Annotated in this window: 21 protein-coding genes; 11 read left to right on the forward strand and 10 right to left on the reverse strand. The window is 55.8% G+C overall.

Going from position 1 to position 25,721, the window contains the following annotated elements:
- The first annotated feature begins 106 nt into the window (after nucleotides 1–106).
- The 4 genes from dnaK (at nucleotide 107) to rsgA (ending at nucleotide 4,799) form a co-directional block, all read left to right on the forward strand.
- A complete protein-coding gene (gene dnaK, locus QQ91_RS11630; protein WP_166275258.1) occupies nucleotides 107–2,203 on the forward strand; it encodes a molecular chaperone DnaK in 2,097 nt (698 codons plus the stop codon).
- Between the two features lie 89 nt (nucleotides 2,204–2,292).
- A complete protein-coding gene (gene dnaJ, locus QQ91_RS11635) occupies nucleotides 2,293–3,417 on the forward strand; it encodes a molecular chaperone DnaJ (RefSeq protein WP_166275260.1) in 1,125 nt (374 codons plus the stop codon).
- A complete protein-coding gene (locus QQ91_RS11640; protein ID WP_166275262.1) occupies nucleotides 3,414–3,674 on the forward strand; it encodes a sulfurtransferase TusA family protein in 261 nt (86 codons plus the stop codon). The genes dnaJ and QQ91_RS11640 overlap by 4 nt, the downstream gene beginning before the upstream one ends.
- A gap of 6 nt (nucleotides 3,675–3,680) precedes the next feature.
- Nucleotides 3,681–4,799 (forward strand): small ribosomal subunit biogenesis GTPase RsgA, encoded by a 1,119-nt coding sequence (gene rsgA, locus QQ91_RS11645; protein WP_236095874.1) that lies wholly within the window; start codon nucleotides 3,681–3,683, stop codon nucleotides 4,797–4,799.
- A 6-nt stretch (nucleotides 4,800–4,805) separates the two neighbouring features.
- Here the strand turns inward: rsgA and QQ91_RS11650 are convergent, their stop codons facing one another.
- The 3 genes from QQ91_RS11650 to QQ91_RS11660 all read right to left on the reverse strand — a co-directional run bounded on the left by QQ91_RS11650 (nucleotide 4,806) and on the right by QQ91_RS11660 (nucleotide 8,204).
- The gene (locus tag QQ91_RS11650) at nucleotides 4,806–5,915 is read right to left on the reverse strand and encodes an ABC transporter ATP-binding protein (RefSeq protein WP_166275264.1); all 1,110 of its coding nucleotides are present in this window, start codon (nucleotides 5,913–5,915) and stop codon (nucleotides 4,806–4,808) included.
- 501 nt (nucleotides 5,916–6,416) lie between these two features.
- Nucleotides 6,417–7,601, reverse strand: a complete 1,185-nt coding sequence (locus QQ91_RS11655) for an NAD(P)H-quinone oxidoreductase subunit H (protein WP_166275266.1) — start codon at nucleotides 7,599–7,601, stop codon at nucleotides 6,417–6,419.
- Nucleotides 7,602–7,739: 138 nt separating this feature from the next.
- The gene (locus tag QQ91_RS11660; protein ID WP_166275268.1) at nucleotides 7,740–8,204 is read right to left on the reverse strand and encodes a thiol-disulfide oxidoreductase DCC family protein; all 465 of its coding nucleotides are present in this window, start codon (nucleotides 8,202–8,204) and stop codon (nucleotides 7,740–7,742) included.
- Nucleotides 8,205–8,254: 50 nt separating this feature from the next.
- Between QQ91_RS11660 and QQ91_RS11665 the strand changes: the two genes are divergently transcribed.
- The gene (locus QQ91_RS11665) at nucleotides 8,255–9,046 is read left to right on the forward strand and encodes an SDR family NAD(P)-dependent oxidoreductase (RefSeq protein WP_166275270.1); all 792 of its coding nucleotides are present in this window, start codon (nucleotides 8,255–8,257) and stop codon (nucleotides 9,044–9,046) included.
- Here the strand turns inward: QQ91_RS11665 and QQ91_RS11670 are convergent.
- From QQ91_RS11670 to QQ91_RS11695, 6 genes are all read right to left on the reverse strand, one after another.
- Nucleotides 9,043–11,292, reverse strand: a complete 2,250-nt coding sequence (locus QQ91_RS11670; protein ID WP_166275272.1) for a transglycosylase domain-containing protein — start codon at nucleotides 11,290–11,292, stop codon at nucleotides 9,043–9,045. The genes QQ91_RS11665 and QQ91_RS11670 overlap by 4 nt on opposite strands.
- Nucleotides 11,293–11,398: 106 nt before the next feature.
- The gene (argF, locus tag QQ91_RS11675; RefSeq protein ID WP_166275274.1) at nucleotides 11,399–12,322 is read right to left on the reverse strand and encodes an ornithine carbamoyltransferase; all 924 of its coding nucleotides are present in this window, start codon (nucleotides 12,320–12,322) and stop codon (nucleotides 11,399–11,401) included.
- 73 nt (nucleotides 12,323–12,395) lie between these two features.
- Nucleotides 12,396–14,006, reverse strand: coding sequence for a hypothetical protein (locus QQ91_RS11680; RefSeq protein ID WP_166275276.1), 1,611 nt, complete (start codon nucleotides 14,004–14,006; stop codon nucleotides 12,396–12,398).
- Between the two features lie 72 nt (nucleotides 14,007–14,078).
- Nucleotides 14,079–14,372: a DUF3181 family protein gene (locus tag QQ91_RS11685; protein WP_236095875.1), complete on the reverse strand. Its 294-nt coding sequence runs from the start codon at nucleotides 14,370–14,372 to the stop codon at nucleotides 14,079–14,081.
- Nucleotides 14,373–14,449: 77 nt separating this feature from the next.
- On the reverse strand, nucleotides 14,450–14,692 hold the full coding sequence (locus tag QQ91_RS11690; RefSeq protein ID WP_166275280.1) for a 2TM domain-containing protein: 243 nt from the start codon (nucleotides 14,690–14,692) through the stop codon (nucleotides 14,450–14,452).
- 27 nt (nucleotides 14,693–14,719) lie between these two features.
- Complete coding sequence (locus QQ91_RS11695) at nucleotides 14,720–15,886, reverse strand: NAD-dependent epimerase/dehydratase family protein (RefSeq protein WP_166275282.1); 1,167 nt, start codon at nucleotides 15,884–15,886, stop codon at nucleotides 14,720–14,722.
- A gap of 360 nt (nucleotides 15,887–16,246) precedes the next feature.
- On the opposite strand from QQ91_RS11695, the gene QQ91_RS11700 reads away from it, so the two are divergent.
- A complete protein-coding gene (locus tag QQ91_RS11700; RefSeq protein ID WP_166275284.1) occupies nucleotides 16,247–17,260 on the forward strand; it encodes a putative bifunctional lysylphosphatidylglycerol flippase/synthetase in 1,014 nt (337 codons plus the stop codon).
- Here the strand turns inward: QQ91_RS11700 and QQ91_RS11705 are convergent.
- A complete protein-coding gene (locus QQ91_RS11705; RefSeq protein WP_166275286.1) occupies nucleotides 17,191–18,384 on the reverse strand; it encodes a HEAT repeat domain-containing protein in 1,194 nt (397 codons plus the stop codon). The two genes, QQ91_RS11700 and QQ91_RS11705, sit on opposite strands and share 70 nt — an antisense overlap.
- 329 nt (nucleotides 18,385–18,713) lie before the next feature.
- Between QQ91_RS11705 and QQ91_RS11710 the strand changes: the two genes are divergently transcribed.
- From QQ91_RS11710 to QQ91_RS11735, 5 genes are all read left to right on the forward strand, one after another.
- Nucleotides 18,714–20,684: a ferredoxin--nitrite reductase gene (locus tag QQ91_RS11710; RefSeq protein ID WP_166275288.1), complete on the forward strand. Its 1,971-nt coding sequence runs from the start codon at nucleotides 18,714–18,716 to the stop codon at nucleotides 20,682–20,684.
- Between the two features lie 97 nt (nucleotides 20,685–20,781).
- Nucleotides 20,782–22,371, forward strand: a complete 1,590-nt coding sequence (locus QQ91_RS11715; RefSeq protein WP_166275290.1) for an MFS transporter — start codon at nucleotides 20,782–20,784, stop codon at nucleotides 22,369–22,371.
- A 95-nt stretch (nucleotides 22,372–22,466) separates the two neighbouring features.
- Nucleotides 22,467–24,746: a molybdopterin oxidoreductase family protein gene (locus tag QQ91_RS11720; RefSeq protein ID WP_166275292.1), complete on the forward strand. Its 2,280-nt coding sequence runs from the start codon at nucleotides 22,467–22,469 to the stop codon at nucleotides 24,744–24,746.
- A 147-nt stretch (nucleotides 24,747–24,893) separates the two neighbouring features.
- Nucleotides 24,894–25,409 (forward strand): polysaccharide pyruvyl transferase family protein, encoded by a 516-nt coding sequence (locus QQ91_RS21650; protein ID WP_349306865.1) that lies wholly within the window; start codon nucleotides 24,894–24,896, stop codon nucleotides 25,407–25,409.
- A 43-nt stretch (nucleotides 25,410–25,452) separates the two neighbouring features.
- Entirely contained in the window at nucleotides 25,453–25,632 is a 180-nt protein-coding gene (locus QQ91_RS11735) for a hypothetical protein (protein WP_236095876.1), read from the forward strand.
- Nucleotides 25,633–25,721: the final 89 nt, after the last annotated feature.

Raw genomic sequence — 25,721 nt, forward strand, 5'->3', positions numbered from 1 at the left:
CTTTAGGGATTCTCCCGAGTTTTCTCGCCCCCCGCAATAAACGGTGCTCACTCTCCTTCAGGGGCTATTTATTTCTACTTTTTGTTGCTGAATTTAAGCAAAAGCTATGGGCAAGGTTATCGGAATCGACCTCGGAACAACCAACTCCTGCGTTGCCGTATTAGAAGGTGGACAACCCGTTGTCATCACCAACTCTGAGGGAGGGCGCACAACCCCCAGCGTCGTTGGCTTTGGTAAATCTGAGGAGCGATTGGTGGGACAACTGGCCAAGCGCCAAGCCGTCACCAACGCAGAGAATACCATCTTCAGCATTAAGCGCTTTATTGGACGGCGGTGGGAAGAAACGGAGATTGAGCGCGATCGCGTGGCCTATCAATGCGTCACCGGCAGAGATGGCACCGTTGATGTCAAAATCAGACAGCAATCCTACACGCCGCAGGAAATCTCCGCCATGATCCTGCAAAAGCTCAAGCAAGATGCGGAAACTTACCTGGGAGAAACCGTGAATCAAGCGGTGATTACGGTTCCCGCCTACTTTAGTGATGCCCAGCGTCAGGCCACCAAGGACGCCGGCACCATTGCAGGGCTAGAGGTTCTGCGCATTATCAACGAACCCACCGCCGCATCCCTATCCTACGGATTGGACAAGCAAGATCAAGATCAAATCGTTCTGGTTTTTGACCTGGGTGGAGGCACCTTTGATGTCTCCATCTTACAATTGGGCGACGGCGTCTTCGAGGTTAAGGCCACCTCTGGCAACAATCATCTGGGCGGGGATGACTTTGACGAAGCCATCCTGCGCTGGATGCTAGCCTTTTTCCAGAACCAGGAGGGGATTGACTTAGCCAGCGACAAGATGGCGCTGCAGCGGCTGCGTGAGGCAGCGGAGAAGGCAAAAATCGAGCTTTCAGCTACCATTACCACCTCCATCAATCTCCCCTTTATCACAGCGGATGAAACCGGTCCCAAGCACTTAGAAATGGAGCTGACCCGTGCCAAGTTTGAAGAACTGGTGGCGGATCTACTCAAAGCAACCCTACTGCCGGTGGAGCAGGCCCTCAAGGATAGCGGCCTTCACTCCAGCGATATCGATAAAATCATTTTGGTGGGGGGGTCCACCCGGATCCCGGCCGTGCAGCAGGCAGTCCAAACCTTCTTTGGCGGGATCAAGCCCGACCGATCGGTCAACCCCGACGAAGCCGTGGCGCTAGGTGCAGCCATTCAAGCAGGTGTTCTGGGCGGGGAAGTCAAGGATCTACTGCTGTTAGATGTCACCTCCCTGTCCATGGGCATCGAAACCCTTGGGGGCGTGTTCACAAAAATCATTCCGCGCAATACAACCCTGCCCACCAGCCGATCACAATCCTTCTCAACGGCCACCGATGGACAAACCACCGTGGAAGTTCAGGTTTACCAAGGCGAACGAGCCATGGTTAGAGATAATCGCTGTCTAGGCAAGTTCGAACTCACCGGCATTCCGCCAGCCCCGCGGGGAGTTCCTCAAATTGAGGTCACCTTTGACATTGACGCCAACGGCATCTTGAACGTCTCTGCCACGGATAAAGGAACCGGACGCGCCCAAAGTATTCGGATCTCCAATACGGGCGGGTTGAGCAGCCTGGAGGTAGAAAAAATGCGTCAGGAAGCTCAACTCTACTCGGAATATGACAAAAAGCAGTACGAGCTAGCCCAGTATCGGAACCAGCTCGATACGCTGCTGTACAATTATCAGAGCCTTAAAAAGGAAAGTGGTGCCCAGCTCGATTCCCAACTCACCGCTCAAATTGAGCAGCAGTCCCAGGCCCTCCAGCAACTCTTGACCGAGCCCGAGGTGCCAGTTGAAAGGATTAAGCAGCACCTAGCTACCCTGCAGCAAATCCTCTATTCTCTGGGGGCAGGCCTCTACCAAGCTGCGCCCGCGGCGGCTTCCCCAGCCCCCTCAAGGGCCTATCCGACCGAGAGTACATCAATCTATGGGGCCTCAAAAAATGGCACCCCCGCTCAGGACCTGTCCAGCTACGGCTCACCCGTGGGCGCACCGGAAGACCCACCAGAATTTTTGACCTTTAATGAAGAAGATGGGGACCCCGAAGCCGCCGGCCGAACCTGGGATCCGACTGAAACCATCAAAGCTGACGCCCAGGATGATTTTCTAGAGGATGCGGATGAGACGATTGTGACAGATTACGAAACGGTGGACTAAATCCTGAGCGCGAATTAGGGAACTCCGCACCTCCGTTTGTCGAGCCGATGGTGTACTTTTGTGATATTGACTAGCTGGATTCGCGGTTTATGGCCCGAGATTACTATGAAGTCCTTGGCGTTTCCCGGAATGCCGATCAAGACGAATTAAAGCGAGCCTATCGCCGAATGGCTCGAAAGTATCATCCAGATGTCAATCAGGATGAAGGGGCAGAGGAAAGGTTTAAGGAAGTCAACGAAGCCTACGAGGTGCTCTCGGAACCAGAGTTGCGGGTTCGCTACGATCGCTTTGGAGAAGCCGGGGTCAAGTCTGCAGCGGGAGCAGGCTATCAAGATTTCGGGGACATGGGCGGCTTTGCCGATATTTTTGAAACCTTTTTCAGTGGGTTTGGCGGCGTCGGGGGACCGCAATCCGGGCGACGGCGAGCCGGGCCGACCCGCGGCGAGGATCTGCGCTATGACCTGCGCCTGGAATTTCGAGAGGCTATTTTTGGCGGCGAGAAGCAGATTCGCATCAATCACCTAGAATCCTGTGCCTCCTGTCAAGGTGCAGGCGGCAAAGGAGCCCAAACCTGTGGCACTTGCCAGGGCGCCGGGCAAGTGCGCCGGGCAACCCGAACTCCCTTTGGCAGCTTTACCCAGGTGTCCGTTTGCCCCGCCTGTAATGGTGAAGGCCAAACCATCTCAGAAAAGTGCGATGCCTGCGGTGGTCGCGGTCAGGTGCAGGTGAGCAAAAAGCTCAAAATTACAATTCCAGCAGGGGTCGATACAGGAACGCGCCTGCGGGTTTCCAATGAGGGAAATGCAGGCCAAAAGGGAGGGCCGCCCGGCGATCTCTACGTCTACCTGTTCGTGAAGGATGATGCCGAATTCCGGCGCGAAGGCAACAACATCCTCTCGGAGATAAAAATCAGCTATCTTCAGGCCATTTTAGGAGCTGAGGTGATGGTGTCCACGGTGGAGAAGGAGAAAAAGCTAACCATTCCGGCAGGCACTCAATCCCACACCGTCCTAACCTTGGAGAATATGGGCGTCCCGCGCTTGGGCAACGCCGTCAGTCGCGGCGATCACTTAATTACGGTGAAGGTTGATATTCCCACGAGAATTTCCACCGAGGAGCGGGAACTCCTGGAGAAGATCGTGGCTCTGCGGGGTGATAAGGTGGGCAACAATGGCACGGGCGAAGGGTTTCTGGGAGGCTTTTTCGGTCGATGAAGGATACCGACCCGGTCTCAGGACTGGAGGACTCTCTAGACCTGCGGGGAACCCCCTGCCCGCTTAATTTTATCCGCGCCAAGTTAAAGCTGCAGCAGTTGCCGCCAGGGTCTGTTCTGCGGATTCTTTTAGACCCCGGCGAGCCCATTGAACAGGTTCCCGATAGCCTCAAGATCGAGGGCTACCCAATTCAAGAGATCCAGGAGCAATCAGGATTTTATATCCTGACAGTGCAGCGACCTGGGAGAACGTTGTGAAGGGCCATGTCCAGAAAGACCATGCCCGGATCTAAGCGCGAGGGGAGCAATGGCTGTTCCCGCCTCGGAACGGTGACCGCGGTGCAGGCCAATTTCTACCAGGTTCGTCTAGACGATCCCCTAGATTGGGGCTCAGAGGACCTGGAATCCACGAATTCTCTGCTGTGTACAAGACGGGCCTTGCTGAAGAAGCTAGGTCAATCCGTGATGGTGGGCGATCGCGTCCAGGTGGAAGATCCCGACTGGACCGGTGGTCGAGGCGCCATTAGCGCCGTCTTGACGCGTCAGACGATGCTGGCTCGTCCTCCCGTGGCCAACGCCACCCAAATTTTCCTGGTGTTTTCTCTGGCCCAGCCAGAGATTGATCCCCTGCAGCTAACGCGATTTCTCCTGACCGCTCAGCAAACCAGGATGCAAATTGGGGTGGGGCTGAGCAAGGCGGACCTTGTTCCTGAGGCGGTGCAGCGGGACTGGTGCGATCGCCTGCAGCAATGGGGCTATCGAGCCATCGCCTTGAGTCTGGTTAACGAACAGGGCCTGGGAGAAGTTCAGGAACAGCTGCAAGGGCAACTGACCGTTCTGTCTGGGCCTTCGGGCGTGGGCAAATCCAGCCTTATTAACCACCTAATTCCGCACCTGAACCTACGCACTGGCCTGGTTTCGCAGCGATGGCACCAGGGGCGTCACACCACCCGCCATACTGAGCTGTTTAACCTGCCCCAGGGGGGCTTACTGGCAGATACCCCCGGATTTAACCAGCCCGACTTACCCATTCATCCGGGGGATCTGGCCCAACTCTTTCCAGAAATCCAGCGCCAGCTCAATCATCAATCCTGCCACTTTAATGACTGCCAGCATCTCCAGGAACCTGGCTGCGTCCTTGACAAGGGTTGGGAACGGTATGATCACTACGTCCAGTTACTTGAGGAGATTACAGCCCAGTATGATCCCTCTCTTCACTCCGGTCGTGAGGAGTCTCAGACCAAAACGAAGGTCCGCCGCCATGGCAAACAGGAGCGCGAACCGCGGCTGGAGCAAAAAAAGTATCGCCGGGAATCACGACGCAGCCAGCACCAGTCCTTAGCCGATCTCTACGCCGAGGAGCTTCAGCAAGATCGCCCCTAGCATTTTCTATCGCAAGGACGCTCCGGCGGCCTCCGCCTGGAAGACCTGCAGAGAGGCTAGGGGCGCAGAGACGGAGACTGTTGTGCCAATGGACCAGGGCTGATCATCGGCGCAGCGCGCATGCAGTTCTTGCCCAGAGGCAGTTCTGAGACAGTAGCGATATTCTCGCCCCAAAAACTGGCGATCGCAGATGGTAACCTCTCCTTGCGGATCGGGCCTCAACTGCAGATCCTCCTCACGAATCATCAAGAGACCAGTTTCATCTTGGGTCTGACGGGGGGAAGCGACTAGCATTTGGGGCCGAAAGAGGCCCACCTCAGTCTGCCAGCCCTGCTGCCCATAGTTGGCCCTCAGAAAATTAACCTGGGAGACGAACTCCGCCACAAAGGGCGTGTGGGGATGGAGATAGATGGATTCCGGGGTGCCCCGCTGTTCAATCAGACCACACCGCATTACCGCAATTTCATCGGCCAAGGCCATGGCTTCCTCTTGATCATGGGTGACAAACACCGCCGTGGAACCAGAGTCCTTGAGGATTCGCCGCAGTTCCTCCCGCAGGCGCAGCCGCACCTGAACATCTAAATTACTCAAGGGTTCATCGAGCAAAATCAAGCTGGGTCGGGGCGCTAAGGCCCGCGCTAGGGCCACCCGCTGCTGCTGTCCTCCGGAGAGCTCGTGGGGGTAGCGACCGCTTAGATCCTGAAGGCGCACCAGTTGGAGCACTTCCTTGACCCGCTGCCGTTGAACAGGACTCAAGCGCGATCGCCATAACCGCCCTTGACCAGGAACCAGGCCAAACCCAACATTCTGGGCCACAGTCAGATGGGGAAACAGGGCAAAATCCTGAAACACCATACTGATCTGCCGCTTTTCAGGGGGAACAAATCGATGGGAGGCAGCCACAATCTGGCCATTTAAGATCACTTGACCAGCCTCGGGCTTCTCAAATCCCGCAATAAGGCGTAACAGGGTAGTTTTGCCACAGCCCGAAGGTCCCAAGAGTCCCAGGATATTACCAGGTGCCAGATCCAGAGAAACGCCATCAACCGCCGGGGTGGTGGCCTTTTCATAGGACTTCCTGAGAGTTTGCAGCTGCAGAATAAAGTCGTCGGTCATAGCTAGGTCAGCATTCCTAGGAACCAAAGGAACCCTAAGGGGCGAAAACTCTCACCCGTTTCCAAGTTTTGATCCCAGTATTTTGAAACTATGTCTCAATAATAAGCTGCGATAAATCCCTTCATCAATCCTCGTAACTAAATCTTTGAAAAATCCTGAGGCTCAATCATCCGCCATCTCCTTTCCCCCTCCAGATCCCGGAGAGAGACCGGGCGCATGCCCCAACCCCATTCTTGCCAACCAATTGCAAATAGGGACTCCCATCCTTGGGTCCTTGGGACCTGGGAATAGGGGCCACAGCCCTTGACCGCATTTCCTTGGGCCGACGGGAGGAAGATCACGCCCAGACGGTGACCCAGGCGCTAGGGTGGGTCCTCTCAAGATGTCATAGTTCAACTATCTCGACCGATTGTCGAGTGTAATGGGGAACATTAAGAACCGATAGGCCCTGAACAGCCTATCGGTTTTTTCTCGGCTCCCCCCCGAAGCCAGCCAAAGCACTTAGCGATCGACGGACCCCATAATCACATCTACGCTGCCCAGGATAGCGACAATATCAGCCACCTTCTTTCCCTTCAAGAGCTGCGGCAGAACCTGCAAATTGTTGAAATCTGGAGCGCGGATTTTCCAGCGCCAGGGAAAGATGTTGTTATCCCCAATCAGATAAATTCCCAGCTCTCCTTTCCCAGTTTCCACCCTGGCATACAGCTCCCCTTCCGGAATCTTAAAGGTAGGAGGCAGCTTTTTGCCTAAATACTGGTAGTCAAACTCATTCCACTGAGACTTTTTGCCCTCCAGCATCCGCTGCGCCTCCAGGTTTTCGTAGGGCCCCCCAGGCAGATGCTCCAGGGCCTGGCGGATAATTTTAATGGACTCGCGCATTTCCTTGATGCGAACCAGATAGCGCGCCAGGCAGTCCCCATCGGTTTCAGTGGCCACCTCCCAGTCAAAGTCGTCGTAGGACTCATAGTGATCCACCCGGCGCAGGTCCCAGTCAACGCCACAGGCTCGCAGCATGGGCCCCGACAGCCCCCAATTGATCGCCTCTTCCCGGCTAATGGTCCCCAAGCCCTGCAGGCGCCGCCGAAAGATGGGGTTATTGGTAATGAGCTGTTCATACTCCTCTACCTTGTCGTAGAAGTAATCACAGAAGTCGAGGCACTTGCTCACCCAGCCATAAGTTAAATCCGCGGCCACGCCTCCCATGCGGAAATAATTATTATTGATGAACCGCATCCCGCTTACGGCTTCAAACAGATCGTAGATCAGCTCTCGTTCTCGAAAGATATAAAAGAAGGGAGTTTGGGCACCCACATCTGCCAAAAAAGGCCCCAGCCACAGTAAATGATTGGCAATGCGATTGAGCTCTAGCATCACCACGCGAATATAGCTCGCCCGCTTAGGAACCTGAATGTCCGCCAGGCGCTCCGGGGCATTGACCGTCACCGCCTCATTAAACATACCAGCGGCATAGTCCCAACGACTGACGTAGGGAACAAACATAATATTGGAGCGATTCTCGGCAATTTTCTCCATGCCGCGATGCAAATAACCAATGACGGGCTGGCAGTCCACCACATTCTCTCCATCGAGGGTCACCATCAGGCGAAGGACGCCATGCATAGAGGGATGATGAGGCCCCATGTTGAGCACCATGGGTTCGGTTCTAGTCTCGATTGTTGGCATAGCTCGGCGGGTGATTTAGAACGCTGCGTAACTCAGGTCCTGGTTCGGGATTCCGACGTTACGTTTTTTAATGTTATAGCAACTTTGGCGGAAAGTAACGGGGCCGGAAAGGAACGGGGGCTCTTAGGTCTGCCACCATTAGGCGCTTGGGGGAGAACAGCGTCCCGTCTGGCACTGCCGCTGAGCTTCCAGTTCGGCCAGGTCAGGGCGACCCGTCCAAGCCAGCCGGCGACGAGCCCAAATTCCATAGACCCAGTTGGCAAGCGTCTCCACCCCTCGAAGGCGAGTCAGAGCGTAGACCCAACCTAATCCCACTGCCTGATACAGATGCCGAAAGACCGCAACGTCTCTCAAAATTTCCCCGCTGGGCAGAATGGCATGAATCCGGCCCATGGCGTCGTGATAGGAAATGTTTTGGTGCAGCAGAGGATCGTAGTGGGGAGAGGCAATATCCACAAAGTCAATGGCACCCCGGCGATCGCGGCTTTTCAGAAAGCGCACCTCGCGCAGACACAGCGGACAGTCGCCATCGTAGAGCAGCTGAATCGACCAAGTCGGCGGGGTCGCGGCGGGAGAACCCGGAGAAGGGCAGTTCACAGTCATTAGAAATGTTAAGATTTGCAAAGAACCACCCTTAGTTTATCTTTTTCACCATGGCAACGGCACTCATCACAGGAGCCTCGTCGGGAATTGGCGCAGCCTTCGCCCAGGAACTCTCCCGTCAAGGCAATGACTTAATCCTCGTGGCACGATCTGCAGACAAGATGCAGGCTATGGCCGAGACCTTCCAGCAGCGCGATGGCATCTCGGTGCAGGTGCTGGGGCTAGATCTATGCAAGCCCGAGTCCCTCGACCAACTGGAGCAAGCCCTTCAGTCCCAGGGTCAGGCCATAGACCTGCTCATTAACAATGCTGGCTTTGGGGATTACGGAGCCTTTGGAGAAACGGAGCGTCAGAAGCAGCTCGATATGATCGATCTCAACATTCGGGCCCTGGTGGATCTGACCCATCGCATTTTGCCCCAGATGCAGGCCAGGGGGCAGGGGACCATTATTAATCTGGCTTCCATTGCCGCCTTTCAGCCCATGCCTTACCTATCGGTCTATGCGGCCACCAAGGCCTTCGTGCTCAATTTTAGTGAAGCCCTATGGGCGGAATACAAAGAGGCTGGGATTCAGGTCCTGGCCCTTTGTCCTGGCCCCACGGAGACTAACTTTATGGAGGTAGCGGGCTTTCCCAAACGTCTGGAAGGCAGCGCTCAACAAGTGACCAGCGCCGAGGAAGTCGTGGCGGTCTGTTTGAAAGCACTCACCCAGGATCCGTCCAACGTGGTCACGGGCGGCTGGGTCAATCAAGTGGTGGTGAACGCCTCGCGCTTTGTGCCACGCGGCTGGATGGTGAAGGGCATTAAGTCCCTGTTTGCACCAGGAGACCAGGCAGCCTAATTGACCACCCGACGCATCAAGTCTCCCCAAAGAGCCGCAGCCTGACCGCTGCTGCCGACCGTGACGGCATTGTCATCATTGCCCAGCCACACTCCGGTGAGCAAGTTACGGCTGGGGACATAGCCCACAAACCACAGGTCCTTACTGTCATTTGTGGTTCCTGTTTTGCCCGCCTCATCTAGACCAATGGCGGCCCCCCCTCCGGTGCCCCCTCGCACAACCCCTTGCAGCATCTGGGTCATCGTTGCCGCCACCCCCGCATCTAGAACCTGCAAACTTTTTGCGGCTTCCTGAGATTGATCAAAGACCACGCGACAGGTGGACACCTGATTGAAGTCGGTGCAGTCCCCGGCGTCAAAGACTTTCCGGATCGCCAGGGCAGGGGTTTGTCGCCCTCCATTGGCGACCACCGCATAGGCACGGCTCAGCTCCAAAACCGTGACTTCGCTTTGGCCCAACACCAAACCCGGTACGGGGTTCAGGGTTGATTCAATTCCAAGGCGTTTGGCCATGGCGACGGTGGAATCCAGACCCACATCCTGGGCAACCCGCAGCGCCAGCACGTTTTCAGATAAGGCCAGTCCCTGGAACATGTTCAAGCTGGCAGCACCCGTGCGACAGCCGTCATAGGTAAATCCCTGCCAGGTCAGGGGGGCGCAGGAATAAGACTTTCCGGGAGAAATCCCCTCGTTAACCGCCGCCGCATAGGCAAAAAGCTTGAAGGTGGATCCGGGCTGTCTCAGGGCCTGAGTGGCTCGGTTAAACTGACTTTGCTGAAAATCAACGCCCCCCACCATGGCTAAAATTTCGCCCGACTTGAAGTTGAGGGTAATCACGGCCCCTTGAGAAAAGCCCAACGCCGCACCATCGGTGGCGATCGATCGCTGCAGGGACTCCTCCGCCAACTGCTGCACCCGAGGGTCTAGCCCCGTCTCCACAATAAAGTTCCCCTCATTGACCAAGTCTTGCCCCAGCAGATCCTCCAGCTCCGTAAACACATAGCTGTAGTAATAGGGGGCCAGGGTGCTCTGCAGTTGTTGCCTGGCTCGCGGACTAATTTCCAGACGCGATCGCCGAGCCCGAGCTGCTTCCTGGCGGGAAATGCGCCCCTGCTGCGCCATGCGGGTAATGACGCGATCGCGGTACTCAATGGCGGCATCATAATCTTGAACCGGGTTAAAGCTATTGGGCGCTGGCAAAATTCCCACCAGGGTGGCCGCCTCCGAGACGGTGAGATCCTGCGCTGACTTGTCAAAGTAAAATTGCGCCGCATCCTCAAAACCGTTGGCATAGATGCCAAGATAGACATTGTTGAGATATTGCAGCAACAGAAAGTCCTTACTGTAAAAGGTTTCCAGTTTAAGCGCCACAACGGCTTCGCGAATCTTGCGACCAATGGAATCCTCCGTGCCCACATAGTCACGGTAAATACTCCGGGCCAACTGCTGGGTGACGGTGCTACCCCCTTCCCGAATTTCTCCGCCGCGCAGGTTGGTGATCAGCGCCCGCGCCGTCCCAATGGGGTCCACACCAGGATGCCAATAATAGCGGCTATCTTCGGAGGCGAGCAAGGCACTGATCACGTTGGGAGAAAAGTCGTTCAGGGATTTATTCTCAATGTGCGCCTTGGATCGCTCAGGGGTGAGGGAGGTTCCATCCCGAGCCAGGATAATCACTGGCCCCTGCTGAAAGGCCGGCAAGGGATTCACAGGCACATTCTGCCATTCCCAGGCAATGGCAGCCCCAATCAACGCCGAGACGGCGGTCACCCCATAAAATCCGGTTCTCAACAGCCGCGCCAGTGGGGTTGGCGGGTCATGAAACTCAATTTTGACGGCGTTTTCTAAATCCGCAGGGCCAAAGGTCACCACATCCTGATGACGCAGTTCCAGCTCCTTAATCCGACGCTGCTTTAAAAAAATGCCGTTGGTGGATTTTTCGTCCTTAAGAAGGAATTCTTTAGGATAACGGGGGTTACGCCTGATCGAGGCATGGACCTGGCTAACCACTGGATTTTTAATCACAATGTCGCAGGAGGAGGAACTGCGACCCAGTAAATAGCGATCGCCTAACAGCGGATAGTCCCGCTTAATGCCCTCACCTTCTTGAATGTAAACCTTGGGCACGCGGGCGTTGGTGCGCAGCACTAATTTAGAAAAATTAGCCCGGCGATGCACCTGCTTGCGAATCAGTTGGGACACGTTGCCCAAAAAGGTGCGCTGCGGTTGGGGGGAAGGTGAAGCCATGAAACGTCGAAGATGCTGGCAGACTGCCAGGTAGACACGACTCAAGCAGACCAGCCCCTGGACAATCTGCCCTCAATTTAGCACGCCCTCTTCTCCCTGGTGAGGGTTAGGGGACCAATCCCAGGACCGCAGCTAGCAGCGCCTGCTGGGCGTGGAGACGATTTTCAGCTTGATCCCAAACCCGTGACTGCGGTCCCTCGATCACCTCTGCCGTGATTTCCTCTTCGCGGTGAGCGGGCAAACAGTGCAGCACAATGGCCTGGTCATGGGCCTGCCTGAGCAGCGACGGATTAATCTGATAGGGCGCAAAAATCGGCAGGCGCGACTCGGCCTGGCTTTCCTGACCCATGCTGGCCCACACGTCGGTGTAGAGAATATGGGCACCTTGGACTGCAGCCTGAGGGTCGTCCGTGACCGTTACCCGAGACCGCCCCGCCGCGATCGCCTCGGCCTGGGCCACAATTTGCGGGTCGGGGCGATACGCCTGAGGACAGGCCACGGCAATATCCATCCCCACGGAAGCGCAACCGAGCAGGAGGGAATTGGCGACATTATTGCCATCACCCAAATAGGTCATCGATAGGCTAGAGAGGGTGCCAAAGGTTTCCTGCACGGTGAGTAAATCAGCCAAAATTTGACAGGGATGCTCCAGATCCGTGAGGGCATTGATAACCGGAATCTTGGCATAGTGTGCAAAGGTTTCCACCTCCCCTTGATCAAAGGTCCGAATTGCAAGCACATCTAGATAGCGATCGAGCACCCTGGCCGTATCCTCAATGGGTTCCCCGCGAGCAACCTGGGTGGCACTGGGATTGAGATCAATGACCTGGCCACCGAGGCGGTGCATGGCAACGGTAAAGCTAACCCGCGTGCGAGTGGAGGCTTTGCGAAACAGCAGCCCCAAGACTTGATTGCACTGGGGCCGAATCTGTCCCGTCTTAAGCTGCTGGGCCAGATGCAGGAGCTCAAGCACTGCGGCGGGGGAGAGATCCGTAAACTTGAGAAAATCGCGACCTTTTAGGGTGAGCATGGCAAGGGCTGTACGGGAAAGGTGGGAAAGAGAAAGTGTCTAATACCCAAGCAAGGGCTGTCAAGCAATCGGGTCAGATTGAGGGGTCCAACGGAGGAGGGGACGGAGAGGAGTCCGGAACCCGATCCGCAGCAGTTGTCGGCGGCGGCGGATCCTGGGGGCGACTGGACGCCTCTGCTGCAGAAGGGCTACGGGTCAATTTCTCTAGATTACTGAGCAGCGCTGTCATCTGCTGTTGCTGAGCCGGAGGAAGCTGCTGGGCTGTCAGCCAGCGTTGCGCCGCCGCTTTGCCCCCTCGCCCATAGTGGTAGATTCCCCCCCAGGCAATGGCACCGGAGTTGGTTGGATCCACCTGAAGCGCTGCCTCAATGCGATCCTTAATTTCGCCCTGGTCCGAGTTCAAGAGGGCGGAGAGGGCCTCAAACTCTTCAGGAGACTGGAAAAGCAGAGTCTGGGCCTGATCCCAAGATCCCAGGAGCAGGTGGGCCTGAATGTGCTCTACGGCACTGGAAAAGCGTTGCTCAAGCTGCGCCTGGGCCTCCGCGCGGTGCAGTCCAATAAAATCCAGCTGCGCCTGGGCCGCAGCCGGCCAGTGGGATCCAAGCCGATCCTGAGCGGCGGCTAATTTTGCCTGGGCCTGGACCCAAAGACCACTTCGGGCCAGCAACAGCCCCTGTCGATAATCAAGGGAGCTGAGGGCGAGGGGGTTCAAATCCACGGCAAGGAGTTGAGGCCCTCCTTGAGGAGCCTGCTTGACCTGGTATAGGGCAAAGGCAGGCTCTAGGGCAACGGATTGCCGCAGCACCACCTCCGGATTGCGATCGCCAGTGACATTCTTCCACTCTGGATACTGCCCCTCCGGACTGATCCAGTTCAAGATCAACTCCAGTTGGGCTGCCTTGGCGTCAAAGTACAGCAGTTGTCCGTAGGCCGCGGTTCCATTTCCCTTGGCCTTATACCCCGACAACCGCAGCCAGCCGCTCTTCTCCATGGGCACCACAGTGGTGAGGGGCAAGGATCGGTCAACCCCCTGCGCCACACCGCTGCGAGAAATTTGCTGAATCAGCTGCTCTAGATCGAGTTCGGTCGGCCCAGCCACCCCAATCCGCTGTAGGGGTCGAAAGCGACGCTGGCGTTGCAGCAGCCGAATCGGGGCCGGCAAATCGAGGGTGCGATACAAGTCAAGGCGCACCAAGGGAGCACAGGCCGTCCGACAGCTTTTCTGAGGCCCCTGCTGATAGACGGGAATGACCACCGTTCGCTCGGCCCCCCATCCTGGCCGAAAGCTAAATTCAGATTCCAGGGCAATGGGCTGGCCCGGAAATTGGTGGGTCTGCTCCAGGCGGGTGAGAATTTGGGGCAAGGTTCTGGGCTGGTCCAGAGGGTTCACCGACTGGCGCGGGTGCAGGGGCACAAACTGGCTGGACCAGAAAAGCACATCTGGATTAACGAGCATTTGCCAGCTAAACCAGATCACCCCCAGGGTGAGGGTAAGGACCCCGGACCAGAAGGCCCAAAACAACCAGCGGTATAGGAAACCTTGCAGGACCATCCCCAGCCCGCGGCGCGAACGCGATGGCAGCGTCCGACTGGGGGAAGAGGGGCGAGTATCCTGCTGCGGAACATAGACCACTTTGCCCTTGCGTGTTTCGCGACGGTAGGGGGGGATGTGCTTGCGAGTCACCGGATGAATAGGCCCTATGAAACAGGGGACGAGGAACCCGTTAACCTCCCCTGGGCGAGGTCGACGGAGAACTTAACCCTGTTGGTACTCTTCTAGGATGTCCATGAGGGCCACTTGAGATTGCACCGGCAGCAAATCGGTGAGGGGGATCTGCCGTTTCCCTCCACCCACGGCGACCTGATGCTCCGCTAAAATCCGCTGGAGCAGCGGTTCGGTGACCTCACCAGCCTCAAGATAGGGCGCAAATTGTTCAGCCAAAACAGTGTGCAAATGGGCATCGGCAAGATAAAGATGCCACTTAGCCACGTCAATGTAGACATCGCGGCCAATATCCGCCGCTAGTTCCTCAATATCTCGAGATGTCATGCCTCTGGCCATGGTCTACTCCTTGGGTGAAAAACCTGTTGTTCCCGTTGCCCGCCACGGCGAATTGCCCGCCACGGCTAGGACTGCTCATACTTGGCAATCGTAAAGATAAAGATGGCGTGGGTGCAAAGGAGAATAGCCCAGACCAGAGAAAACGTCGAAATCCAGGGCCAGGGCAGGACCTCTATCAAATAAAAGAACCACAGCCCAGAGTTCACCGCTAGATACAGGGCCACATGGACCGCAAAGGTCATGCGGTCATCTAGCTTGCGATATTCCGGGTCGTTTCGATCGGGCTTTCGAGGCCAGCGCGGCGGCATAGTGTTCTATCCTCTTGTCAAGGGTCCTCAGGACTTGCGCCATTTGGAGGTACAAAGAATTTTGGAGCGATCGCAGCGATCTTTGTATTTAGCGGCAATTTCCGTTACTTCCTTCATCAGGCCCACATCCAGCTTGGTGGGCTGCAGTCCCATGTCCAAAAAGCACTGATTTTCTACGAACAGCTCATTCTCCTTGGCCTCAATGCGCGGGTTCTCCAGATGCTGAATTTCAGCTCCGGCAATTTTGGCCACCAGCTGCGCTAGATCCCGCACCCGGTGCGTCTCGGTCATCTGATTCAGGATTTTAACGCGATCGCCACTTTGGGGCGGATTTTCAATCGCTAGCTGAATACAGCGCACCGTGTCCTGGATGTGGATAAAGGCACGGGTTTGGCCACCGGTCCCATGCACCGTGAGGGGATAGCCAATGGCCGCCTGCATCAAAAAGCGATTGAGCACGGTTCCGTAATCGCCATCGTAGTCAAAGCGGTTGATCAGGCGCTCATCCAGCTTGGTTTGATCGGTATTGGTGCCCCAGACCACACCCTGGTGCAGGTCCGTAACACGCACCTTATCGTTTTTATTGTAGTAATAGAAAAAAAGCTGATCCTGGGTTTTGGTCATATGGTAGACGCTGCCTGGGTCGGCGGGATGCAGGATTTGCTTTTCGATCACCTCCCCGGTATCGGTAACCACCTGAATATCCAGGTAGCCCTCAGGAATTTTCATGCCGGCAGTGCCATAGCCGTAGACCCCCATGGTTCCTAAATGCACCACGTGAATGTCAACGCCCGATTCCACAATGGCACACAGAACGTTGTGGGTGGCATTTAAGTTGTTATCGACGGTGTAGCGTTTCTGGCGCGCCGACTTCATCGAGTAGGGCGCGGCCCGCTGCTCGGCAAAGTGAACCACCACATCCGGACGATAGGTACAGAACAAATTCAGGAGCCGATCGTATTCCTGGGCAATATCAAAGTTGTAGAACTGGATAGACTTGCCGGTGACCTCCGTCCAAGCGGCCAAACGGGTCGCAATCGGCTGAATCGGCGTCAGGGAATTCGTGCCCAGTTCATTGTCGATATTGCGACGTGAGAGATTATCGACGATGACCACGTCATGGCCCAGTTGGGATAAGTGCAAGGTGGTTGGCCAACCACAAAAGCCATCACCACCGAGTACAACAATTTTCATAGGACTTCTCGTCTAATAGGCTCGTCACAATTTGGTTCGATGGGGCGTACGAGCAGTGGCCACCCTCACCCACCCCTATAGAGTCTGCGCTCTTTCAGAAATGTAAATCATTCTACCGCTCCTTGTGGCCTTCCGCGAAGTAACCCAGTTACTGGTGATTGGGTGACTTCTGTGCCAATCACAAAACTGCGATAGGGCCGGAGTGATCGTTGTGGCGCTTTTTTTATGATCCATATCAACTTCATGCTGTCCCTTCTTTGCCAGGATGATCTCACAAGGAACTCTCTGGGTCGTTCCATGGATCATTTCCAGGACCGATCCTTGACTGTCCCAGGCTGTCATTCTTTGCTATACCGCCCTATGATGTCCCCAACCGTTCCAGCCCTCTGGACGCGATCGCTGAAGCTGGCGATTGCTTGCCTGACCCTTGTTTTCTTGGGTAAGACAGCCTTGAGCCATGGTCAGGAACTTCGCCATTTAGCCTTTCAGCCCCACGCGAGTTTTTTCCTCTTGGGGGCCATCGCCTTACTCCTGGGGTCTGAGGCGGTGGCGGCAACGCTGTGGCACTGGATTCTGGGGCGGCTGGATCAAGCGATCCCCCTCTCCTGGAGTTTTACCACCTTTTTCAAAACCACCCTGGCACGCTATGTTCCCGGCAATGTTTGGCATCTGGTGGGACGGGTTCACTCCGCCCGCGAGCATGGCGTCTCTCTGGATAAGGTGGGCCTGAGCGTCATTCTAGAGCCTCTGTTTATGATTGCCGGAGGCCTGGTGATTTCCCTACTCTGCTTGCGCTTTCCGGGATTACAAAGTCTCAGCTTGCTGTTTTGTCTGGGTCTTTTACATCCCTGGGGCATCCACCAGCTCTTTCGCCTGATTCAATGGGCAAAGGCAAACACGCGAATTCCCGTGAGTGCGCCGCTGCAAACCCGGCACTACCCCCTGCGCGAAATTGCCGGGGGATCGGTGTTTATGCTCCTGCGGGGCATTGCCTTTTACTTGACGCTGCAAGCGCTGCATCCCATGGACTGGGAGGCTATGCCCAGCTGCATCAGCGGCTTTAGCCTAGCCTGGTTATTGAGTATCGTTCTGCCTGCCCCCGGCGGCATCGGGGTGTTTGAGTCTGCGGCCATTGAGGTACTCCAGGATCTGGCCACTCCAGGGGTGCTGCTGTCAGCCGTGGTGCTGTACCGAGTTTTGTGTCTCGCCTCTGAGGTTCTAGGCGTGGGCCTGATCCTGGGAGCACCAGTTCTCAAGGATCTAGGGACAATATCCTGGTCTCAAAGGCGGCTGGAGAACCCGATTCACCACTCCCTCAAAGCCATTGCAATCCCGGTTCTAAGTTCCGGATTTCGAGACTCTGCTAATTCCTGAAGAGCCCGCTGACTGCGGGGGGGATCAATGTGCTTCAGGGCCGCCACGATATGGAATCGCAAGCCGTCATCGGCTATGGCCAGACAGTGAATGAGAGGCGCAATGGCCATCGGCTGCTGAAATTGAGCGATCGCCATGACCAGAGACTTTTTCACCTGGATCTGATCCCAGGGAGCCTGGGAACTGTGGAGGGCCCGCACAAGCCCCTGCACCACAGCAGCAGCCTGGGGCGTGTCGTTCATCTGGGACAAGGTTTGCACCAGCACTTCCACTTGCTCTACGGGATAGGGACGGGCCTCTTGCTGCAGTTGCGGGGGATCTTCCCCACGGGCAGCCGCTAAAATTTCCAGCAAATGGGCAATTCCAGATTCAGTTTTGGACCAACCCAGAGCCTGAATCAGGGGAAGGGTGAGGCGGGTCGGATGGGGCTCAACCCGGTAGCGATCCCACAAACTAGCGATCGCCCGGAACTGATGAAATCGTCCTAAGGCTTGAATAGCCTGAATCACCACGGCAACGTTGAGATCGTAAAGGCAGGGAATGAGAGCGTCCAACAGCGGCAGCGAGATTTCGGATTCCATGCGCAGACCCAGGGCCTGCACAGCAACGCTTCGCACCTGAGGGTCGAGATCGCTGATCGCCTGGATCAAGAGGTCGGTCACCTCGGGGGAGTGGAAACGCCCAAGCGCCTCCAACGCGACGGCCCGCACCTGGGGCTGAGGCTGATGACAAAATTCCCTTAGGGCAGGAATCGTGTCTGGATGAGACAGTTGCGCCAGGCCTCGCACAATGGGTAGATGCAGTGCGGGCTGACTTCGCCCCTGCATCAAAATCTCGATAGCTGCCACCCCAAGCTGACTCAGGGAGAGGGCCACCACGTCCTGAACTTCTTCATTGGAACTCTCGTGGAGCAGGGTCACTAGGGCCAAAATAGCATCGGGATGCTGAGACTCCCCAAGAATTTGCGCAATAAAAATTTGCAATTCAAAATCTTCCGGGCATTGCCTCAGCAGATCAATGAGCTGGGGTAGAACCTCATCCACCGAGCGCTTCAGCTCTTTCATCGCAGTCCAGCGTGCGTTGAAATCCCCGTGGGACAGAGACTCAATCATCGAGGTGGGCATAGGTTAAGGATCTCCTCGGGCAGGTCAGGGGTCGCCTATTCGGACTCTAAACCAAGATGCACCCCCCTGAACGCAGTCTGCATCATGGGAAGCATCCTTGAGATTTTATGCGATTTCTACATCGGTCAATGCAGAAAATGTAAAGACAGCTATAGTTTTGTAACAGAAGCTACGAAAATATTTCGGAGGCAATCGCAAAATAGCCTCACTCGAATGTTGCGTCTGTATGAAGCCCTTCGGCGTTGTTATCTCCATGGTTCTTCAGCGTCTTAAGGATAAGCAACCAGCATCGGGATTGAAGGCTTAGATTCACTGATGAGGTTCTGCCTGTGAGCAATGCAACCGTCGAGGCAAAGGCAAAACTGAATAAATTTGAGAAGCTAAAGGCCCAAAAAGATGGGCTAGCAGTGCAGTCGGAACTAATCGATTTTGCCAACAGGGGCTGGGAAGCCATTGACAAAGATGACCGGGACGTGCGTCTAAAGTGGCTCGGTATTTTCTTTCGTCCGGTCACGCCAGGGAAGTTCATGCTCCGCTTGCGCATGCCCAGCGGCGTGATCACCAGCGGACAGATGCGAGTGCTCGGAGAAATTGTGCAGCGCTACGGAGATGATGGCAACGCCGACATTACGACTCGGCAAAATCTTCAGCTGCGCGGCATTCGCATTGAAGACATCCCGAGTATTCTCGACCGGATGCATCAGCACGGGTTAACCAGCATTCAATCGGGAATGGACAATGTTCGCAACATTACCGCGTCGCCGGTGGCGGGCTTGGATGCCGATGAGTTGATCGACACCCGCGGACTGGTGCAGAAAGTGCAGGACATGATTACGAATAATAGTCAGGGAAATCCCGCGTTTACCAACCTGCCCCGGAAGTTTAATATTGCGATCGCAGGCTGCCGTGACAATTCTGTCCATGCAGAAATCAACGATATTGCCTTCGTTCCCGCCTATAAAGACGAAAATCTCGGATTTAACGTGCTGGTGGGCGGGTTCTTTTCGGCCCAACGCTGCGCCGCGGCCATTCCCTTAGACGTGTGGGTGCAACCCGATGAGGTGGTGGGCCTATGCGAAGCGATTTTAGTCCTCTTCCGGGATCACGGATCTCGGGGCGTGCGCCAAAAAACGCGGCTCATGTGGTTGATTGAGGAATGGGGCGTCGAGAAGTTTCGCAGCGCCGTGGCCAACCAGATGGGGAAAACCCTGGAGCGAGCGGCGCCTCAGGACGAAATCCTCTGGGAAAAGCGCGATCACATTGGCATTCATGCCCAGAAGCAGCCGGGGTTGAACTACGTGGGGCTCCATGTCCCAGTGGGACGTTTGTTTTCTGGAGAGATGCTGGAGCTAGCCCGCATCGCCGATGTTTACGGCAGCGGGGAGTTACGCCTGACCGTTGAGCAGAACTTAATCCTTCCTAACGTTCCAGATTCTCGCCTCCCGGCACTGCTAGCCGAACCCATCTTGCAGGTTTTTTCCGTCAATCCAGAACCGCTGACTCGGGCTGTTGTTTCCTGTACGGGCAATCAGTTTTGTAACTTTGCCCTGATTGAAACGAAAAACCGAGCGGTGGCCCTCATCAATGAGCTGGCCGCGGAACTGCAGGTCAGCAAGCCCGTGCGCATCCACTGGACCGGCTGCCCCAACTCCTGCGGCCAGCCCCAGGTTGCTGACATTGGTCTGATGGGAACCAAGGCCCGCAAGGATGGACAAACCGTAGAGGCGGTGGATCTGTTCATGGGGGGCACGGTGGGTAAAGATGCCCACCTGGGCACCTGCGTGCAGAAGGCGATTCCCTGCGATGAGCTGAAGGAGGTCCTGCGATCCATCTTGATTCAGAACTTTGGGGCAGTGGCCAAGGTGGAGTCTGGCTTTGATCCCGCCTGCCACAATCTCGATCGCCAGCGAACCCAATTCAATGGCGCCCATCTCAACGGTCAGCTTGACCAAACCATTATCCTGGAACCGGTGACCGACTTCGCGGCAACGGCAATGCCCCCCATCCCGGAAGCGGTAGCCAATCCTCCAGCAACCCCGGTCGTTGTCCGATTTAATCGAAGTGGGAAGGATATTGAAGGTAATTCTAGCCTTTCCCTGTTGGAAATCGCGGAAAGTGCGGGGATAGACCTCGAAAGCAGCTGTCGATCTGGATCCTGTGGGACTTGTAAGGTCCATTTGTTAGAGGGTGACATTGCCTACGACGGTGATCCAGAGGGCCTAGAGGAGGACGAACAAGGTCGGGGGGTTGTTCTGGGCTGTATCGCCAAACCGCAAGGGGCGGTCACCATTGATTTATAGCCATTGTTAGGGATCAAGCCTCTGTCCCTGTTCAGTCACAAGGTTGGGCCTTAGGGTCCATACTTTTCATTACTTTTTTATTCAGGAGAGATCACGAATGCTGGGTGAAATGTGGTCCTTTAAGGGCCGCTACAAGATTTTGCACATGACCTGGTTTGCCTTCTTCCTGTCCTTCGTGGTTTGGTTTAACCTGCCACCTCTGGCAACCACCGTTAAGGAAGAATTCAACCTGGGTCCCGCCGAGATGGGCACCCTGGCCCTCTGTAATGTGGCCTTAACGGTTCCGGCTCGAATTATTATTGGTATGCTGCTGGATAAGTATGGTCCGCGCCTGACCTACTCAGTACTGCTGGTGTATGCTGCCATTCCCTGCTTAATTTTTGCCACGGCCAATGACTTTAATCAGCTCGTGGTGGGCCGACTGTTGATGGGGATTGTGGGAGCAGGCTTTGTCATTGGGATTCGAATGACGGCTGAGTGGTTTCCGCCCAAGGAAATTGGTTTAGCAGAGGGCATTTATGGCGGATGGGGGAACTTTGGTTCTGCGTTTTCTGCCCTGACGCTGGTGATTGTTGCCGGTACCCTCAGCTTTTTCCCTGGTTCGGTTGAGGCCGCGACCGCCGGGGCCTTGAATTGGCGAGCGGCCATCGCCTTAACGGGTATTGTGGCGGCCATTTATGGAGTCATCTACTACAAAAACGTCAGCGATACCCCACCGGGCAAAGTCTATCAGCGTCCCCAGAGTGCCCGTGGATTAGAGGTAACCTCGGTGAAGGACTTCTGGCTGCTGGTGCTCATGAATCTGCCCCTGACCGGGATCTTAATGGTGCTGGTCTGGCGGCTGCAGAAGGTGAATTTCCTGAGCACCACTGCCATGGTTATCGTATGGATCGCGCTGGTGGGGCTGTACCTGTTCCAGACCTACAATGCTTACACCGTCAACAAGGATCTGCTGACCGGTCAGAAACGCTACTCACCTGAGGATCGCTACAAGTTTAAGCAGGTTGCCATTTTAGAGCTGACCTACATTGTAAACTTTGGGTCTGAACTCGCGGTGGTGTCCATGTTGCCTGCCTTCTTTGAAGGCACCTTTGGAATTAGCAAAGCCCTGGCGGGATTTCTTGGCGCGAGCTATGCCTTTGTGAACCTGGTGGCGCGTCCCGGCGGCGGACTCATCTCCGACAAGCTGGGCAGTCGTCGAGCCACCATGGGATTTTTGACCCTGTTCATGGGCATTGGCTATCTGGTCATGAGCAGCATTCCCACCCTGAAGGAGACCCTGAACCTTGGGGGAGGCGTGATCATTGCCCTCGCCGTTGTGATGACCATGACCTGCTCGTTCTTTGTACAGGCTGGGGAAGGATCCACCTTCGCCATCGTGCCCCTCATTAAGCGACGCGTGACTGGTCAGATTGCCGGTAATGTGGGGGCTTACGGCAATGTGGGGGCAGTGGCTTACCTGACGATTCTCAGCCTGCTTCCGGAATGGTTGGGGGCCACGGGAAAAGATGTGGCCCCGGAGATTATCAATCGCAGCAATGTCATTTTTTTCCAGGTTCTGGGGGTTGCAGCCCTGATCGTCGCTTTCCTCTGTTTCTTTATCTTGGAAGAGCCGAAGGGTTCCTTTGCGGAGGCCCACGAAGGGGAAGAAACGCCACCCTCGGTTGCCGCAACCAGCAATTACTAGTCCTGCAGTAAGCTTCGATGCCGGTTTGCGCCAGGTTAAGTTGTGATTCGCTTAGCCTGGCTTCTCTTTTTCACTCGTACAGGTGCCATTGAGTTATGACTGCTCCAGTAAAAACATTGTGTCCTTACTGTGGTGTGGGCTGCGGTCTGGAGGTTCTCCCCCCAGCCCTACCAGGAAAAACGACCAGTCGTGATGATCAAGGAAATCTCCTGTGGAGAGTTCGAGGCGATCGCGATCATCCTTCGAGTAAGGGGCAAGTTTGCGTGAAGGGGGCCACGATTGCGTCTTCCCTAGATAAGGATCGCCTCTTGCATCCCATGATGCGCGATCGCTTGGATGAACCGTTTCGCCAGGTTTCCTGGGAGGAAGCCCTGGAGCGGATCGTGACCCAAATTAAAACGGTTCAACTGACCCAGGGTCCCGAGGCGATTTGTATGTATGGATCGGGGCAGTTTCAAACGGAAGATTATTACACTGCCCAAAAGCTGCTCAAGGGATGCATTGGCACCAATAACTTTGACGCAAATTCGCGGCTGTGCATGTCCTCAGCGGTGGCGGGCTATATTCAAAGCTTTGGCTCCGATGGCCCTCCAACCTGCTATGACGATTTAGAGCAAACCGACTGCGCCTTTTTAATTGGGACAAACACGGCGGAGTGCCATCCCATTGTGTTTAACCGATTGCGGAAACACCACAAGGGCAATCGCAAAGTCAAAATGATTGTGGTCGATCCCCGCCGAACTCCAACGGCGGCGGCGGCGGATTTGCACCTGGCAATTCGGCCAGGCACCGATATGCATCTGCTCAATGGCATTGCGCATTTGCTGATGCGCTGGGGGATGTACGATGGCCTATTTGTGGATGAATGTACCCAGGGCTTTCCCGAATATTCTGCGGTGATTGAGCACTATCCCCCTGAATTGGTGGCGCGCGAATGCGGAATTCGCCTGGATGAGTTAGAACAGGCAGCCCGCTACTGGGGCAAGTCGGAGCGGGTGCTTTCTCTGTGGTCAATGGGCGTCAATCAGTCCAGTGAGGGAACGGCCAAGGTACGGACAATCATCAACTTGCATCTGATGACGGGCAACATCGGGAAGCCAGGGGCGGGTCCCTTTTCCCTAACCGGGCAACCCAATGCCATGGGGGGGCGAGAGGCCGGAGGGCTGGCCCACATTCTGCCGGGGTACCGCCTGGTCAAAAATCCAGAGCATCGATCGGCGGTGGAGCAGGTGTGGCAAGTGCCCCCGGGCAGCATTGCGGATCAGCCTGGCCTGAGCGCCTGGGAAATGATCGAGGGATTAGAGCAAGGTCAGGTGGGCCTGTTTTGGGTGGCAGCCACCAATCCCGCCGTGAGTATGCCAGATTTAGAGCGAACCAAGGCTGCGCTGTTGAAGTCTCCGTTTACTATTTGCCAAGATGCCTACTACCCCACGGAGACAGCGGCCTATGCCCATGTGCTGCTACCCGCAGCTCAGTTTGGGGAAAAAACCGGCACCATGACCAACTCCGAGCGGGTGGTGACCCTTTGTCAGGCCTTTCGACCGCCGGTGGGAGAAGCCAGGGCGGACTGGGAAATTTTTGCGGAGGTGGGCCGACGCCTCGGCTTTACCTCTCAATTTGCGGCCCAAAGTGCCGCTGAGGTCTACGATGAGTTTGTGAGCCTCACCCGCGATCGCCTCTGCGACATGACGGGGCTCAGTCACGGGCGCTTAGCAGAACTTGGGCCGGTGCAATGGCCCTTTCCAGCCCCATCCGCCGCTGTCCCCTCTCTGCGCGACGAGACGGGGGAGGAATCCCCCAGTTCTCCCCCAGAGGTGCGGCAGCCGCGTCGTCTCTATGAATCCCTGGAGTTTGCCACCCCGGATAAGCGAGCGAGATTCGCGGCGTTTCATGCCAAGGGATTGGCCGAACCCCCCAACCCGGATTATCCCTTCGTACTCACCACGGGACGGCTCTACGGCCATTGGCATACCCAAAGCCGCACTGGTCGAATACCCAAAACCGCAGAAATGCATCCGAAGCCCTTCCTAGAGGTGCATCCAAAGGATGCTGAGAAAATTGGCCTTAGCCCAGAGGGCTGGGTGGAGGTGATTTCTCCGCGCGGGCGAGCCCGGTTGGCGGTGAAGGTGACCCCGGCGATCGCGCCGGGGACAGTCTTTATGCCCATGCATTGGGGGTTTCTCTGGGCGGACGGGGCGGAGGTGAATGCCCTGACGCACCCGGAGGCCTGTCCGATTTCCCTGGAGCCGGAACTGAAGGCTTGCGCGGTGCGGCTGGTGGCGATCGCCCCCCAATCTGAGTCTGGATGGACGGATCCGCAGGCGCATCGAGACCGAGTGGAATCCCTGGTCAAGGCTCCGATGGGAGTCTATTAATCCCCGATCAATCCTCGATCAAGTGAATGTGAGCCAGTTGGGTATATCGCTGGCTCTGAGGTCGTTGACGCCGCTGCCCTGGGGACAGGATTTCACCCGGAGCTGACGGGGCGGGAGAATATTTTTCTCAATGGGGCTGTTCTGGGAATGAGCAAGGTGGAGATCAAACGAAAGTTTGATGAGATTGTGGCGTTTGCGGAGGTTGAGAAGTGTTTAGATACGCCGGTGAAGCGGTATTCGAGTGGGACGTATGTGCGGTTGGCGTTTGCGGTGGCGGCGCATTTGGAACCAGAGATTTTGGTAGTAGATGAGGTATTGGCGGTAGGGGATGCCCAGTTTCAGAAGAAGTGTTTAGGAAAGATGGAGGAGGTTGGGAAAGAGGGGCGGACTCCCATATCGCCACTGGAAATTCTTCAAAGCATGCATCATGCTAGGCTCAATATTTGCATGCGTTTCCATTCAGCGCTGTTTGCTGAAACCCTTGGTGTTCCCTATATTGCAATTGACTATACAGGTGGGGGGAAGATCAAAGCTTTTCTGGAAGGAGAGGATAAATTGAATCAGATGGTTTCGCTGACCGAAATAGTTAATGGTATTTGGAGAAACCGCTGGAATGCTCTAATTGAATTTTCTTGCCTTGAGCCTAATCGCCTACCAGATTGAGTAAATTGGTCGCTTTCGCCAAAGCGGCGAAGTTCACCAATGGATGTACGATCGCTATTCCCTCGCCTGTCTATTGCAGCACTGCGGCTTTACCCAAATCCAGCAGCGCACCGCCGATGAAAGCTACATTCCGGACTGGTCTAGTTTTAACCTGGACACCGAACCCGACGGCTCCATCTATAAACCCGACTCACTTTATATTGAAGCCGTTCGACCCGATTAGACCGCTCAACCGTGAAAACAGACAAACTGTTCTACCTTTAACGGATCTGAGCCCTAATTTGGCCTTGCTACGGCTGTTAGTCGTACCTG

Source organism: Lyngbya confervoides BDU141951, from assembly GCF_000817775.3.
Lineage (GTDB): Bacteria > Cyanobacteriota > Cyanobacteriia > Thermosynechococcales > Thermosynechococcaceae > Lyngbya > Lyngbya confervoides.